The organism is Pedobacter sp. B4419, from assembly GCF_059693725.1.
In genome coordinates this window covers 1,440,154-1,456,247 of sequence record NZ_JCASSL010000001.1, presented here as the reverse complement: position 1 = coordinate 1,456,247, position 16,094 = coordinate 1,440,154, and the positions used below count along the sequence as shown (strand labels likewise).

Annotated in this window: 14 protein-coding genes; 7 read left to right on the top strand and 7 right to left on the bottom strand. The window is 39.2% G+C overall.

Annotation, left to right across the window (positions count from 1 at the left end; all coding sequences use genetic code 11):
- Positions 1-148: 148 nt before the first annotated feature.
- The 3 genes from AC570H_RS05830 to AC570H_RS05820 all read left to right on the top strand — a co-directional run bounded on the left by AC570H_RS05830 (position 149) and on the right by AC570H_RS05820 (position 3,581).
- Positions 149-1,036, top strand: a complete 888-nt coding sequence (locus tag AC570H_RS05830) for a 3-hydroxybutyryl-CoA dehydrogenase (protein ID WP_497352651.1) — start codon at positions 149-151, stop codon at positions 1,034-1,036.
- Positions 1,037-1,163: 127 nt separating this feature from the next.
- Positions 1,164-2,186 carry a Holliday junction branch migration DNA helicase RuvB gene (ruvB, locus tag AC570H_RS05825; protein WP_497352649.1) on the top strand — a complete coding sequence of 341 codons (1,023 nt, stop codon included), beginning with the start codon at positions 1,164-1,166 and terminating at the stop codon, positions 2,184-2,186.
- Between the two features lie 228 nt (positions 2,187-2,414).
- Positions 2,415-3,581, top strand: a complete 1,167-nt coding sequence (locus AC570H_RS05820) for a redoxin family protein (protein ID WP_497352647.1) — start codon at positions 2,415-2,417, stop codon at positions 3,579-3,581.
- 87 nt (positions 3,582-3,668) lie between these two features.
- On the opposite strand, the gene AC570H_RS05815 is transcribed toward AC570H_RS05820, so the two are convergent.
- Together AC570H_RS05815 and AC570H_RS05810 are read right to left on the bottom strand one after the other, a co-directional pair.
- Entirely contained in the window at positions 3,669-4,424 is a 756-nt protein-coding gene (locus AC570H_RS05815) for a hypothetical protein (RefSeq protein ID WP_497352645.1), read from the bottom strand.
- An 18-nt stretch (positions 4,425-4,442) separates the two neighbouring features.
- Positions 4,443-4,667 (bottom strand): hypothetical protein, encoded by a 225-nt coding sequence (locus AC570H_RS05810; protein ID WP_497352643.1) that lies wholly within the window; start codon positions 4,665-4,667, stop codon positions 4,443-4,445.
- A gap of 99 nt (positions 4,668-4,766) precedes the next feature.
- Between AC570H_RS05810 and queG the strand changes: the two genes are divergently transcribed.
- Positions 4,767-5,702, top strand: a complete 936-nt coding sequence (gene queG / locus AC570H_RS05805; RefSeq protein ID WP_497352641.1) for a tRNA epoxyqueuosine(34) reductase QueG — start codon at positions 4,767-4,769, stop codon at positions 5,700-5,702.
- Positions 5,702-6,550: a hypothetical protein gene (locus AC570H_RS05800; RefSeq protein WP_497352639.1), complete on the top strand. Its 849-nt coding sequence runs from the start codon at positions 5,702-5,704 to the stop codon at positions 6,548-6,550. Before queG ends, AC570H_RS05800 begins: the two co-directional genes overlap by 1 nt.
- Before the next feature lie 6 nt (positions 6,551-6,556).
- Here the strand turns inward: AC570H_RS05800 and AC570H_RS05795 are convergent, their stop codons facing one another.
- The 4 genes from AC570H_RS05795 to AC570H_RS05780 all read right to left on the bottom strand — a co-directional run bounded on the left by AC570H_RS05795 (position 6,557) and on the right by AC570H_RS05780 (position 11,885).
- A complete protein-coding gene (locus AC570H_RS05795) occupies positions 6,557-8,029 on the bottom strand; it encodes an alpha/beta hydrolase-fold protein (RefSeq protein ID WP_497352637.1) in 1,473 nt (490 codons plus the stop codon).
- A 66-nt stretch (positions 8,030-8,095) separates the two neighbouring features.
- Positions 8,096-8,875, bottom strand: a complete 780-nt coding sequence (locus tag AC570H_RS05790; RefSeq protein WP_497352635.1) for a helix-turn-helix domain-containing protein — start codon at positions 8,873-8,875, stop codon at positions 8,096-8,098.
- 174 nt (positions 8,876-9,049) lie between these two features.
- On the bottom strand, positions 9,050-10,909 hold the full coding sequence (locus AC570H_RS05785) for a M1 family metallopeptidase (RefSeq protein WP_497352633.1): 1,860 nt from the start codon (positions 10,907-10,909) through the stop codon (positions 9,050-9,052).
- Between the two features lie 28 nt (positions 10,910-10,937).
- Positions 10,938-11,885, bottom strand: a complete 948-nt coding sequence (locus AC570H_RS05780; RefSeq protein ID WP_497352631.1) for an exonuclease domain-containing protein — start codon at positions 11,883-11,885, stop codon at positions 10,938-10,940.
- A 170-nt stretch (positions 11,886-12,055) separates the two neighbouring features.
- On the opposite strand from AC570H_RS05780, the gene AC570H_RS05775 reads away from it, so the two are divergent.
- The gene (locus AC570H_RS05775; RefSeq protein ID WP_497352629.1) at positions 12,056-14,029 is read left to right on the top strand and encodes a DUF3858 domain-containing protein; all 1,974 of its coding nucleotides are present in this window, start codon (positions 12,056-12,058) and stop codon (positions 14,027-14,029) included.
- Between the two features lies 1 nt (position 14,030).
- A complete protein-coding gene (locus AC570H_RS05770) occupies positions 14,031-15,935 on the top strand; it encodes a DUF3858 domain-containing protein (protein ID WP_497352627.1) in 1,905 nt (634 codons plus the stop codon).
- Here the strand turns inward: AC570H_RS05770 and AC570H_RS05765 are convergent.
- Positions 15,919-16,041 (bottom strand): hypothetical protein, encoded by a 123-nt coding sequence (locus AC570H_RS05765; protein WP_497352625.1) that lies wholly within the window; start codon positions 16,039-16,041, stop codon positions 15,919-15,921. The two genes, AC570H_RS05770 and AC570H_RS05765, sit on opposite strands and share 17 nt — an antisense overlap.
- Positions 16,042-16,094: the final 53 nt, after the last annotated feature.

The following is a 16,094-nucleotide window of genomic DNA, read 5'->3' as shown; positions in this document are numbered from 1 at the left end:
ATGTGCAATTTAGTAAAATGTAACATTTTTGCAACATTTTAAACCTTTTTAAATCATCAATTTTGTATGCAGAAATCACCTATTTTAATTAAACTTGTTGTGAATATGAGTATTTAAGCCTCATTTTAAGCTTTAATTAGAAACAAACATGAAAAATATTGCAGTAATTGGCTCAGGAACAATGGGTAACGGCATTGCCCACACATTTGCACAGTTTGGATACCAGGTAAATCTGATCGACATTAATATTGACGCTTTAGGAAAGGCTGTTGCCACGATTACTAAAAATTTAGAACGTCAAGTTGCAAAAGGAAGCATTTCTGAAGCCATAAAAGAACAAACCCTTTCAAATATTACTACACATACCAATTTACAGGCCGGCGTAGAAGAAGTTGATTTAATTGTTGAAGCGGCAACAGAAAACATCGAACTCAAGCTTAAAATATTTAGGGACCTTGATCAATTTGCTAAGCCTGAAGCTATTTTGGCCAGCAACACCTCTTCTATTTCTATTACACAAATTGCAGCCGTAACTAACCGTGGCGACAAAGTAATCGGCATGCACTTCATGAATCCTGTGCCGCTTATGAAACTGGTTGAAGTGATCAGAGGCTATGCCACAAGCAATGAAACCACCCAAGCAGTTATGGAGCTTTCACAAAAGCTGGAGAAAACACCTGTAGAAGTTAATGACTATCCTGGTTTTGTGGCAAACAGAATCCTGATGCCAATGATCAACGAAGCTATCTATACCTTGTTTGAAGGCGTTGCCGGAGTACAAGAAATAGATACCGTAATGAAACTGGGAATGGCTCATCCCATGGGACCATTGCAATTAGCCGATTTTATTGGTTTAGACGTATGTTTGGCTATTTTGAATGTACTCCATCAAGGCTTCGGAAACCCTAAATATGCTCCTTGCCCATTATTGGTTAATATGGTTGCCGCTGGCAAAAAAGGAATCAAATCTGGAGAAGGATTTTACGATTACAGCAATGGCCCTAAGGACGCTAAAGTAGCAGCCAAATTTTCTTAGAAGACGTTTTTATTTCTCTATAGTTAATTAATTACACCATAAAATGATTAATTGCTAAAATTGTTAGTCTTAATTATTAACTGTATTTTTGGCTAGCATTTGCTATACGATAAGTATTAATTGCCTAATGAACGAAAATCTAGATCCATCTGCCGATAACTTAAGTCCTACTGAACGCGATATTGAAAAGGTATTGCGTCCGCAGGAATTCCATGATTTTACCGGACAGGAAAAGATATTAGAGAATCTCAGGATTTTTGTAAAAGCAGCCAAACTTAGAGGCGAAGCGCTAGATCACGTATTGCTTCATGGCCCCCCAGGATTAGGCAAAACTACCCTCTCCTACATTATAGCTAATGAAATGGGGGTTAATATCAAGGTTACTTCTGGACCAGTTTTAGATAAACCTGGCGATTTAGCGGGTTTGCTAACTAACTTAGAAACCGGGGATATCCTTTTCATCGATGAAATCCATCGTTTAAGTCCATTGGTTGAAGAATACCTTTATTCGGCCATGGAAGATTTTAAGATCGACATCATGCTCGAAAGCGGGCCGAACGCCCGTTCTGTTCAGATAGGCCTCAATCCTTTTACCTTGGTTGGGGCAACCACACGCTCAGGTTTGCTTACCGCACCTTTGAGGGCTAGGTTTGGCATCAACTCCCGCCTCACCTACTATGACGCCAAAGTACTCACCACCATTGTACTTCGTTCATCTGAAATACTTAAAACACCAATTACGGATGAAGGTGCCTATGAAATTGCGCGCAGAAGCAGAGGTACCCCACGTATTGCCAACGCTTTGTTGCGTCGTACAAGAGATTTTGCCCAGATCAAAGGCGATGGCAACATCGATACCGAAATTGCACGCTATGCCCTTACTGCATTAAATGTAGATGAACACGGTTTGGACGAAATGGACAATAAAATTTTATTGGCCATCATCGATAAATTTAAAGGAGGTCCGGTGGGATTAAAAACCATTGCTACAGCAGTTGGCGAAGACGATGGCACCATTGAGGAGGTTTACGAACCGTTTTTAATCCAAGAAGGCTACCTGATGCGCACCGCACGCGGACGCGAAGTAACCGAAGCCGCCTACAAGCATTTAAATCGAATAAAACTAGGGCAAACCGGAAAGCTTTTTTAGTACATCTTATGTGTAATCTATAAGCTAACAGGTTAATTGTATAGTGCCTAGCGCAAACCGTTGTCCAAGCAATTCTGTTAGCTTGTGGCTGAAAAATATTTCCCTTACGATAGTAATTCTGTTGGTGAAAAACACCAAGAATGACAAATAATCAGATAATACTAGGCCAGATTAAAAAATTGTTTTAACTTCAACTAAATAAATAGTTGTTAATTTAAATGATTGGCCATGAAAAGATTACTTTGTCTAGCTTATTTTGCTTTATTCTCCTTTTACGGATTTTCACAATCCAACTCTTATCAGATCAAAGGGAAAATTAAAAACTTTCCCGCTAAGTACATCTACCTAAACGTGACTAAAATTAACACCAAAAGTGGTAAACTCTATTCGGCTTATATCGATTCGATCAAAGTAAGCAATGGAACCTTTGTATTGCAGAGAGATACCTCTATTGCAGAACCATGTTGGGCATCAACTCTTATTTATATAGATACAGTTAGCAAGAAAAGAAATAACCTATCCTTTAAAAGTAGTTTTACTGGGCAAAGACATGGAGATTTTATTCTTGAAAATGTAAACTTTACCATCGAAGGTGACTATAATGATAAAAAAGGCCTTTCTATCACCGGATCGAAAGAAACTGATTTTTTATTCAAATACGGCTTAATATATCCTCCAAATACCACAAAAATTGATAAAAAAATCGATTCTCTAAAGAAATCCAAAAACACAAATGCATTGGCCGCTGCAAAGGAAGAGCGTAAGCAAATCATTCAGTTATTCAAAAGCGATTTCAAAAAAATGCTGATCGAAAATTCTCATACCTATTTGGCCTTGCTCATGCTTCAACAACGATCAAAATCGTTCAGCGTGACCGAATTAGAAGAACTATTGCCTCTGCTTAGCAAAGACTATCTACAAACTTATATTGGTATAATGCTCACAGATTTTATCAAACAAAACAAATTCTTGCAGATTGGCCAATCCCTACCGGCATTTACCTATGTAGACCAGTTCAATAAGAAATTTAGCCTCAACCAAGTCAAAGGCTCAAAAGGAACTTTAGTGGTATTTTGGGCAAGCTGGTGTGGCCCTTGTCGAGAAGAAATTCCGGAGCTTAAAAAACTCTATGCCCAATATAAGAGCAAAGGGATCAATATTGTAAGCATTTCAACTGATCAGGATATAACAAAATGGAAAAAAGCACTTTCCCAAGAAAAAATGGTGTGGCCAAACCTTTCAAATCTTCCGGGAGACGGTAAGGAAATTAATAGAGCTTATAACCTCAATGCAATACCATCCATGTATCTTTTAGATAAAGACAACAAAATAGTAATCGCGGATGAGTTTGAAATTAGCAAAGTTAAAAAGCAATTAGCGCAGTTGGCTAAATAAACATCAAAGCCATAGATTAACATGCCTAATCTGTCAATCTTTGGCTCTGATCTATTTTCTTTCTTAGGTTTCGTCAATAACAGAATATCAATTACACCTACGAATAAAGTTTATGGTATTACCGTTCTGTTTAATAGAACTTACTTTTCCGACACTGTTTTTGATAAAAGTATAACTATCCTCTCTATATGATTTGACCATATTCTTAGGGTTCGCACCAAAATAGCCGTACTCCAATAAATAACGATCACTAAATGTACCAAGAGGATATACGCTCAGATAAAACGGATGCATAAAGCCGTAAGTATCAAAATAGTTTTCAGCACCATAAACAAAGGCTTGCTCGGCAATAGGCGTACCTGGATTTGCATCAGTGGTTACTTTATTGGTTATTTTGGTTACATTTCCATTGGTGTATTCAATAGAAATAAAGGTTTTGAAGGGTCCATCTTCATTGTTAACCGTAATGAGCTGGTTTTGGCTGTTGTAAAAATATTCGGAAAAACTATTGGTAAGACGAGGGTCGGAATTAATCTTTTTAGAGGAAATGATTTTAGATCCAGATAAAATGTATTCTTTGGTTAAAATGTTACCACTACCTGTTTTGTTGACTTCTGTCTTGGTTATTTTATCATTTGTATAGGTATAGGTTATTTTACTATCATCATATTCTTCAGAAACAACCTTGCCATTATTGTAGGTAAGTTTAACATTTGCATTAAGCTGTAGGTAATTAATTTCTGCAACCGGACAATTAGCTGTCGGGTCGTCGATGATGGGCTTTTTCTTTTTACAAGAAACCAGTAGCAAGACCAGGCCCACTATTAAAAAACATTTTTGCATATTGATTTTTCAGCTATTCTACTTCGTACTTACATTATTCCTGAAAAATACAAACCAAATTACCAATAAAATGATTACCACTATGGGAATGATCCATTTCATGGCTTGCCCTGCTCCTTTATTATCCGGTTCGTTTACCGTTGGTGCCGGGCCCGGATTTTGTTTATGGGCTTCATAATTGGTTTCAATTGGTGGTGCTGGTTTGTTTGGATCTTCGATATGGTTGGGAGTGCTATTTTCCATGATGCTGAGAATTTAAATTGATTTACCCTATTAAATTACTCTACTAACAACCGAAAGCTTTAAAAGGTTTTTAGCTCAAAAGCCTATCTTTGTAGCTTAATGTTCAATAATGCCGCAAAATATAGCCAATTGATTAAAGCCGAAGCCCTAAGGCTAGGATTTATGGCCTGTGGCATTGCTAAAGCCGAATTTTTAGAAGAAGAAGCACCCCGACTAGAAACCTGGCTCAACAATAACCATCATGGCGAAATGGGCTATATGGAAAATCATTTCGACAAACGATTGGATCCACGTTTATTGGTTGAAGGCGCGAAATCAGTGGTCTCGTTAACATTGAATTATTTTACGCCAGAAAAGCAATTGGATAGCGAGGCGCCAAAAATATCAAAATATGCCTACGGTACTGATTACCACAGCGTGATAAAAGAAAAACTGAAAGAACTCTTAGCTTTTATTAACGAGGAGATTGGAGAAGTTGGGGGCAGGTGTTTTGTAGATTCGGCGCCGGTAATGGACAAGGCTTGGGCGCAAAAAGCTGGTTTGGGCTGGCGAGGCAAAAACTCGAATCTCATTAGCAAACAAGCAGGTTCTTTTTTCTTTCTGGCCGAATTGATTATCGATTTAGACTTGGAATACGACAACCCATTTGTAACTGATCATTGTGGCTCCTGCACGCGTTGCATCGATGCCTGTCCTACCGACGCCATTATTGCGCCTTACACGGTTGATGGAAGCAAATGTATTTCTTACCTCACCATTGAACTTAAAAACGAAATCCCCAATGAGTTTAAGGGCAAAATGCAGAATTGGATGTTCGGTTGCGACATTTGCCAAGATGTATGTCCATGGAACCGCTTTGCTACGCCACACCAAGAACCGGCATTTGCCCCTGCACACGAACTGTTGCAATTGAAAAAGGCCGAACTGATTGACATGACCGATGAAGTTTTTAAGCAGGTTTTTAAAGGCTCGGCCGTTAAAAGAACAAAATTCAATGGTCTGAAGAGAAATATCGACTTTTTAAAACCCCTCTAATGAAAAAAATCGCTTGTCTTTTATTAACCATTTTGGCCTTATCTACAATTGTTAAGGCGCAGGAATTGAGATTAAAAGCCAGAAAGGCAAACGCTCTAAAAGGGAGTGCTTTTTCACAAAACATTGCCGATAGCACCTTGAGTCTAATGGCCAGAGAAGAAATTGTTTTCAAAGAAATCAAAAGTGGCAATGTACCTGATTTTTTGAGAAAGTTCCAAAAGGTAGTTTCTACAGCTACCATTAATAACAAAACCTATGAGCTTGCCTTTTTTGTAATGCCTGATTATATCGCTATTGGTAGCAATGAAGATTATTTCTATATGCCAATGACACCAATTTTGGCTCAAAAAGTAGCCATGTTGTTTCATGGCAGCTTGCCCACAAGAAAAATGGCTGATCTGATTTACCAAAATGCAAGCATCAAATTAGCGCCTCAACCTATTCCACCCAGCAAGGCGATGACCACAGTTCCCGTATTCATCACGCATAACAACCAAGTTGCTCAACAAATGCAAACTTACTTAGCCTCTCACCAAAATGGGGCGCTTACTGCTGGAAACAAAAAAGACGTGATCATTAGCAATAAAATTTATGGCGAAACAACGCCACGTGTGGTTATTTATGGATGGCATAAATCAGATGGCAAAGCTATCCAGCCACTTTACAACAAACACACCAATACTTGGGCTGATTATAGTCACGGAATCCGCATCATCCAAAATACAGTATGGCTTAATGGCAAAAAAACAAGCCTAGCCAAAATTCTCGCCGACCCTTTGCTCAACCAGCTTTTAAGCGATGAAGGCCCTATTAAGAAGCCTTATTATCCAATTTTTGACAACTATTAGCACATTTTATTGCTTCAACAAGGCCAGGGCTACTTCATTTTTCGGATCGTCTTTTAATACCAGCTGCGCGTATTGTTTACTGTTCTTTTTATCCTTTAGCAAAGAATAGGCTTTGGCAATGAGCAAATTGATCCTGCGGAAAGGCACGTTAATGATATCCACCATATTCTTTCTGTCTTCGGCAAAACTGAGCAGGTAATTTAATCCTTGGGCAACGTTAATATTGTTTTCTACAGCAAATTTCCCCAAGTCATATTTAAAGTCTGCATTTCGGATATAAGGATCTTTCAATGCTTTTTCCAACAGCTCCCAACCTTGGCTAGGCTTATCTTTGTTGAAATTAATTGCCAGCTCCCGATAACAGGTTGTTAGCGCCTGATGCCCGCTCTTGGTATCCATTTCTGTCGATTCAATTTTCTTGATCGCCTTTTGGTAATACGCATAGGATAGATCAGAAAGCCCATTTAAATTAAGAAAATAGGCAAAATTGCGGAGGTCTATTCCTTTGGATTTTTCATTTTCAAAATACTTTATAATAGCAATGACACTGCTGGTGTCTTTTTTATTGATAGTTGCCATTAGGAGGCCATTATAATTTTTAAAGCTCCGCTCTAGATTGATGCCATAATAGTCATTTAAGCGATTTTCCGTTTTGAGCAGCTGCTGATAAGCCGATAATTTATCATCCTGGTTCCAGATTTCTGAATAAGGTTCATATAAAAACTCCAGGGCATTGGGCAAGGCATAAGCAAATAAGGTATTATGATCTGCATCATTAAAATGGCGGTATTTAAACCTAAAATTTGTAGTATCCAAGCTTTTAGTTTTCGATGCTATTTCTTTGGCATAAGCTATCCGTCTTTCTATGTCGTTCTCTCCTGTGGCTACGTAATAGCTTCGTATATTTTCTTTATAAAAGCGTTTGTTGGCTTCGCTCAAATCAAACCCAGGCTGGCCTTCGCCTATTTTTTCGGGCGCGATTAAAATATAGGCATTAAACAACGTTGGTTCATTCAAAAATAGATAATTGGCATAACTGGCCGCATAAGATTGTCCGATGTAAGTGGTAAAAGCCGATGCATTATATTTTTTTCTAAATGCCGGAAAAACCTCATCCTTTAAACATAGAATAAGATTATGCCCTGTATTGGTTAGCTTTCCAGTTTCGTAGTTATAACCCATCTCATCCATATTCACCAAGATGTTTACCACAATGGTATTGGGGATCTTTTGTAAGTGATTGGCGTAATAGTTTACGGTAGAGGTCAGTACGTTTTCGTTCACTGCCCCATAATTATACATGACTATTACAGGGTATTTTTGTTGGGCATTCCAGTTATCGGGTAACCACACATGGTAAGCAATGCTATCTTTAAGATGAGCCGAGTATTGAACTTCCTTATTTAGCTTTTGGGCATAAGCCTCACCCAAAAGGCTAACAAACAAGCATAGGATTGCTAATTTTCTACAGTTTTTCATACAATTGAATATACTCAAAAGTAGAGGTTTGCTTAACTCAAAAATTGTACAATTGGGACATTTAAACTAGCCCGTAAACTTCCAAAACGTATCTTCGGAGCCTACAATCTTGCCGTCTCTAAAAAACTGGGAGGGTGTAAGTCCGGTTAGCTGCTTGCAAGCCTTAATGAAATGAGACTGGTCTGTATAATGTACCTGGTGCGAGAGCGAAGTATAATTTTGCTGGTCTTCTTTTCGGAGCTTATAAGCCATCAGCTGCCTGAAACGCACAATAGATCGGTACTTTTGTGGACTGGTACCAATGTATTGCTTAAATAAACGATTAAGTTGTTTTCTGCTGATTCCTAACTTTTTTTCAGCTATTTCATCTATAAGCAAGTTGTTCTCCGCCTCGTGAAAATACATCATTGCCTTACTCACGTAGTCATTGTTAACCGGCTTAAAATGCGCCAGCAATAATTTATCTAATAAACATGTGACCTGTTCATGAGTTTGCTGTTCAAATAACGTTTGGATCTCTTCTGGAGAGAACAATTGAAGAGTCAGAGAAATTTGGTCGTGCCCTAAATTAACTTCTCTTACAAATTGATTGAGGCCCAAGGGTTCAAATACGATGGCAATTTTATAAATAGGTCCTTTTTGACTTACTTTTAAAGGCTCTTCCCTTAATGGTGTGAATATCTGAATAGGAAGTGCATCTTTTTGATAGGCTACACTAACATGTTGTTTATAGATAGCTATTGTATGGCTTTTATAAAAAGAAACGGTGTTGTTGTAGTGAGGATAACAGATATACTCATTAAAATACGTCGGACTATCTGCGCTATCAATGTAATAATAGCTCACATAGTCCTGTAAAAGTGTATTTTTTGATTTAAATGTTTCAAAAACCCTCATGAATCATAAGACGTATGGATTTTAAAAATATTGCACAAAAAAATAAGGAATAAAGAGGAAGCAAAAAGCCACCCCTCTATTCCCTATTCTCTTTTCCCTATTCCCGTGGAATTCAGAAATCAATTATTTTACCTCAAAAGTATTGTCGTTTTTGTTTTTATCTGGCACATGGCTACTGCCCATCACTACTTTGCTTACCTGTTTGCCGGTTTTGAGCATACTTGTAAAAGTCTGATTGCCTTTTTCCCAAACACCAATGTTATGATGTACTTTCTCCGTACTGCCATCGGCATAAGTAATGGTTAAATCAATTGGCAATGGCTTCATGCTTTTATTCTCGATTTCAATCTGGTAGCCATCGGCTGTTTTGTTAACTGCTTTAATGGCCATATCGGTTACACCCTCTTCAAAAAACCAACGTTTCCAAAACCAATCCAGGTTTTTGCCAGAGCCGGCATTCATGCTGTAAAAGAAATCATATGGCATTGGGTGCTTGCCATTCCATTGGCTGATGTAATGGTGCAAAGCCTTGGTAAACAGTTCATCACCCAAATAATCTTTGATAAACAGGTAACCCAAACCTGGTTTAGGGTATGAATTGGTAAATGAACCTGAACCTTTCAACTCTGTGGTTAAGGTTACTATTGGACTATCATCTTTGGTACCTGATGTACTTCCGGTTGGTCCAATCCCATATTCATCAACAATTTTACTATCTATCATTGGTGAAATCAGCCACTCGCCTATTGTTGCCCAGCCTTCGTCCATCCAGCCATATTTGGTTTCGTTAATGCCCATGTAAAAAGGAAACATGGTATGGAAAATTTCATGATCCGTTAAAGTAATGGCATCTTCCCTATTGTCTACCGGATTATCGTTCACCATCATCGGGTATTCCATTTGGTCTAAACCATCAAATACCGTTTCATGGCTATATGGAAAAGGCCATTTCGGAAAAACATAGCTCATGGCATGTACCGTTTTGCGGGCAAAATCAATCACCTCATAATAATCCTTATGCTTCTGATTAAACACGGCGTCAACTCTTGTACGGCGATTGGTTTTTGGGTCTACCACTAAACTCGACGATTTCCACAAGTAATGGTTGCTGGTAGCAAAAGCAAAATCTACTACATTTTTGGCTTCGAACTTAAAAGTATTGAAAGCGTTTGGTGCAGTTACCTTATTATTAGCCAGGGTTACACTGTCAATCACATCAATAACCTCATCGCTTTTATTTGCCAATTGGTATTTTTGATAAACATCTTTAGTAAATACATCGCTTCCATTCAATAAATCGCCAGTAGCCCAAACACTATAGTTTTGCGGAACGGTTATCGCGACTTTGAAATTGCAGAAATCATTATAAAACTCTTCTGAGCCGCTGTAAGGAATTTTATTCCAGCCATCCACGTCATCATATACGGCAATGCGAGGAAAAGAATAGGCAATAAAATGAGCGCCATCGTCAACCTGGCCGGTACGCATATGCGATCCTTTATTTAGGATGTAATGGTAATCGATTATGAATTTAATGGTTTTTCCAGGAGCTAAGGCCGGCACGCTGGTGTGCATATTGGTTCCCTCGATCACCAAGCTTGCCATATCCTTGGGCTGGTTGTTCAGCAATACCTTGCTGATCTGCACGCCATCGCCCAGATCGCGCTCGTTGATTTTTGCTTTTCTTGGCACGCCTTTTTGGTAAAGGTTGGGATACAGCTTGAACCAGATTTCATTTAAAACATCAGGGCTATTGTTGATGTAAGTAATTTCTACTTTGCCTTTTATCTCTCTAGTAGTTGGATTAAAATCAATCTTCAGGTTATAATCGGCAGTATTTTGCCAGTATTTTTTGCCTGGTGCTCCGCTTTTATCCCGGGTTCCTTTTTGATAGGCTTGCTCAAATTCTTGTGCAATTGGCAATTGGGCTTGGGCAACTATACAGCCAAAAACCAAAAGAAAAGTAAGTTTAATCGATTTCATTTTGAATATCTAAAGAGGTAGAAAAGGTTTATTTGCCAAATTTCATTTTCAGCTGTTCCAGCATGTCGTTGGTTACCGGGGCGGCAGGCTTGTTTTCCTTTTGTGGCTTTGGCGCCTGATGCTGGGGTTTTGGAGCCTGTGCCTGTTGCCTTGCCTGTTTCTGCTCTTCTTTTTTCTTGCTCCATCTGCTCCAAATCTCGTCCAGTTTCTTTTTGGTGTACAGAGGAAAATCGCCCTGTTTCATCCAAGCATAATAGCTCGGCTCCACATCAAATACCTGTTCAACGGTTTTGCCCTTGTGTTTGCCAAAGTTGATGGTTTCTTCGCCGTTTTCATTGTATACCATCCTGCCTGCAAAATCTACAGGCTTATTGATATTGGTAAAAGTATGCAAGGCCTCAACATCGTTTTGTACCGGTTTCGATTTATTGCCTTGCTTATCTTCAAACTCCTGGTCTTTATACTTGTCTAGCTGCGCCAATAGCACCTCATAAGTAGCTTTGATATCCGCTTCGGCCGAGTGGGCATTGATGATCTCTTTTTCGCAGTAAAACTTATAGGCTGCTTTGAGTGTACGTTGTTCCATTTGATGAAAAATATTCTGTACGTCTACAAATTTCCTATTGCTCATATCAAAATCAACTCCTACCCTTAAAAACTCCTCCACCAGCATCGGAATATCAAACTTGTTCGAGTTATAACCTGCCAAATCAGATTCACCTATAAATTCAGCTATTTCTGTAGCCACTTTATCAAAAGTTGGCTCATTTTTAATGTCATCATCATAAATGCCATGAATAAGCGATGAAGCCAAAGGAATAGGCATGCCTGGATGAATACGTCTGGTCAGGATTTGCTCTGTTCCGTCTGGCATGGCCTTTAGTATGGCAATTTCTACAATTCTATCGGCGCCAACATTAACTCCTGTAGCTTCGAGATCGAAAAAGGCTAAAGGACGTTTTAAGTTTAATTTCATTTAATAAGTGGTATGAGTTTCGAAATGTGGGAAGCAGGATTAGTGTTTCTCTTTCCAAAAATGCTAAAAAGGTTTGTTAGTTCTGTTAATTATGCAAAATTTTAGTTGTTAAAATATTTCCTAATGTAACGCGCTAGATTTAAATTGCCCCCAAATACAACAACGCTTTTATGAAGAATATCTTTATTGCATTTATCCTTTGTTTTTCATCCCTTTGCTCCTTTGCCCAGAACCCTGATTTTGGTGCTGTTACCCATGCCGACTTCGATTTTGACAGGAATACCATCGACAGCAATGCCAACGCCGTAGTACTGAAAGAATATGGCACTACTTCGTTTCTGTTAGACGACGCAACCGGCAGGCTGGTGCTCATTTCAGAATACCATACAAAAATCAAAATCTTTAACAAAGAAGGCTTTAAACAGGCCAATATTATCATTCCGATACATAAAAACGGCTCCGACGAAGAACTCATCCTCGACCTTAAAGCCTCTACTTTTAACCGTAGCGGTGGTAATTTTATGGAAAGTCCGATGGATAAAAAGGCTTTGTTTACCGAAAACAGAAGCAAGTACATCTCTTTGGTCAAATTTACCTTGCCTAACATTAAAGAGGGTTCTATTGTGGAATACAGCTATCGCCTGCAGTCGCCTTTCCTGTTTAATTTCAGAACCTGGGAGTTTCAATCGGATATTCCAAAAGCACATAGCGAATTTGTGGCGCTTATCCCCGCAAACTATAATTACAACGTTTCATTAAGGGGTTTTTACAAGCTGAGCGATCAAAAATCGGAACTAGCCAGAGAATGCCTGCGCCTGAGCGGTACGCCAATTGACTGTTCGAAAATGACTTACATCATGAAGCAGATACCGGCATTTGTAGAAGAGGATTACATGACCGCTGCGAGCAACTTTAGATCGGCCATTTATTTTGAGCTTTCGGATGTGATTGCCCTTAGTGGCGCCAGACAAAGCTATACCAAAACATGGAAAGACGTTGACTACGAATTAACCAGCGACAAAAGCTTTGGCTCGCAAATGAAGCGAAAAGATGTCTTTAAAGGCTTGATACCTGGTCTCATCAAAGATGCACCAGACGATTTGGCCAAGGCAACGGCAATCTATAACTACATTAAAAAACAGCTCAAGTGGAACAATTACTATGGCAAGTACAGCGAAGGCAATATCAAAACCGTATTGGATAACCGATCTGGAAACGTGGCAGATATTAACTTCAGTTTAATTGCAGCACTTTCTGCCGCCAATTTAGATGCAGAAGCCGTAATCCTCTCTACCCGGGAAAACGGAACGGTTAACAAGCTCTTTCCGGTAGTAAGCGATTTCAATTATGTAGTGGCCAAGGTAAATATTGCCGGAACCAGTTACCTGCTCGATGCTACAGAACCCCTATTGCCTTTTGGCCTTTTGCCCCTGCGTTGCATTAACGACCAGGGCAGGGTAATCAACCTGAAAAAACCTTCTTATTGGATCGATTTGAAAGCTTCGCAAAGAAGCGTAACCAACTATGTTTTAATAGGCAAGCTTGAGGCCGATGGCAAAATTAAGGGTACCATTACTACAACTACTTTCGGCTACGATGCCTTTAACAAGCGTAAAGAGATTAAACGCCATAATTCTACAGACGAATATGTAGAGAAACTTGATGAATCAATGCCTAAGTTGAGCATAAGCAAACAACAGATCTTGGCTGTGGATAGTGTAGACAAGCCTTTGGTTGAAATTTATGAGGTAGAATTTGCGGCACATGACGGGGCTAACAGCAATCAGCTATATATTAACCCGTTTTTCATCAATAAAATTGCCAAAAATCCGTTTAACTTAAACGAAAGAACCTACCCGGTTGACCTTGGCTCGGCTTCTGATCAGAAAATAAACATCATCATTAGTTTGCCTGGCAAATACGAAATGCTCGAAAAGCCCAAAGAACTGGCCATTGCCTTGCCAAATGGTGGCGGACGTTACATTATACAAAGCGAACTTGTTGACGATAAACTCACCGTAAACCAAATTCTTCAATTTAACAAAGCTATTTACAGTCCTGAGGAGTACCTTTACCTCAAAGAATTTTATAGCAAGATTATCCAAAACCAAAAAACCGACGTACTTTTAAAAAAGGCCGATTAAAATGAAGTTTTTGCCACTTACTTTTTTCCTTTCTCTTTTTGCCTTAACTGTTTTTGCACAAGACAATTACGATGCGGACTTGATTCCTGCCAATTTAAAAAACAGGGCTAATGCCATTGTACGTAATTCTTTAACAGTGGTAGATATGCGCTCGCCAGACAATGTAAGCTATGTAGTGAGCAAAGCGATAACCGTAATGAACAAAAACGGAGAAAATAGCGCCAGACTGGTTTTATTTTATGATAAAAACACTTCAATCAAAGGCATTAAAGGCGAGGTTTACAATGAAGTGGGCAAACTGACCGCTAAGTTTTCGCAAAGTGATTTTAGGGACGAAAGCGCCATTAACGACTTCTCGCTTTTCGAGGATAGCCGTGTGAAGCATTATTTGCCAGCAGTGAACACCTACCCTTACACCATTATATACAATTACGAAATCCGTTACAGGCAAAACCTGATTATTCCCGACTGGATACCACAAGCCAGCAATGATGTGGCAGTCGAAAAAAGCAAATATGTTTTTGTGAGCAAGCCCACAGACGAGTTTAGGGTAAAAAGCCAAAACATCAGCACACAACCAGAAGAACAGGTGACCAAAGACCAGAAAACCACCACTTGGCAAGTCAACAACCTGCTGGCCTCAAGGCCCGAACCCTATAGTCCTTTTAGGGAGACCTTTCAAACCGAAGTTAAAATTGCACCAAAAGCTTTTAGCTATTACAACATTAAAGGAAGCTATACCAACTGGCAGGAATTGGGCAAATGGCAATATGACAACTTGCTAAAAGGAAGAACGGTTTTGCCGGAAACAACTGTTCAAATGATCAAAGACCTGGTTAAAAACGAAGCAACAGACAAAGAAAAAGCAAAAAAGATATACCAATATCTACAAAACAAAACCCGTTACATCAGCGTACAGATTGGCATTGGTGGCTTTCAGCCTACCAAGGCGATGGATGTGGACCGCTTAGGCTATGGCGATTGCAAGGCCTTGGTTAATTACATGCAAAGCCTGCTCAATGTGGTTGGCATCGAATCTTACTATTGCGTGGTGGAAGCCGGAAGCGAAAAAAAGAGCCTCAACCCAAGCTATGCCAGCATGAACCAGGGCAACCATGTAATTTTATGCATGCCTTTAAAAGGCGATACGACTTGGCTGGAATGTACTTCCCAAAAAATTCCTTTCGGTTACTTGGGCGATTTTACAGATGACCGATATGTATTGGCCTGCACTGTCGAAGGAGGCAAATTGTTGCGCACGCCGAAATTAGCTGTGAGCCAAAACCTACAAATCCGCCAGGCAAAATTAATATTAAGCAAAGAGGGAAACATTACCGGCCATGTAAAAACTGTTTTCTCTGGGGCACAATATGATAACCATGAGGTTATGGTTGGCAAACCATTAACCGAGCAACAGAAGCTGTTGAAAGAGGCCTACGACATCGACAATATCAATTTCAACAAGATCAATTACCTTCAAAACAAGGATATTAGGCCCGAAACAACAGAAGACATCGAGATCAGCATCAGAAATTATGGCACGCTCAACAACGACAAGCTTTTTCTGCAGCTGAATGCCTTTAATATCAAAGGAAACGTAAGCGAATCCAGAAACAGGACCTTGCCTTTATACATCAATCGTGGTTATACCGATATTGATACCATCAGTTATCAATTGCCAGAAAACGTAATTCCTTTAATCATTCCAGATCAAAAGGAGATTAAATCTGAATTTGGCTCCTATCTTTCTAAAACCGTAATCGAAGGAAAACAATTGATCTATACCAGAAAATTTGTGTTTAACGAAGGTACCTTTCCTGCAGAAAGCTATACTTCTTTTGCCAAATTTATTGCCGAGGTAAATACCAGCGACCACCTTAAACTCTATTTCAACTTAAAAAAATAATACCTAGCGCAATGCCAATAATCATGATGAGGTACATCAGTATTTCTGTGGTGGCAAAGCGCTTGTATTTGGTCCAGAAAGATGGCTCTTGTTGAGGTGTAGACATAAACAAAAGTACCCTTTTACTACCAGATTCTGAAAACCATAAAGCCCAACTCA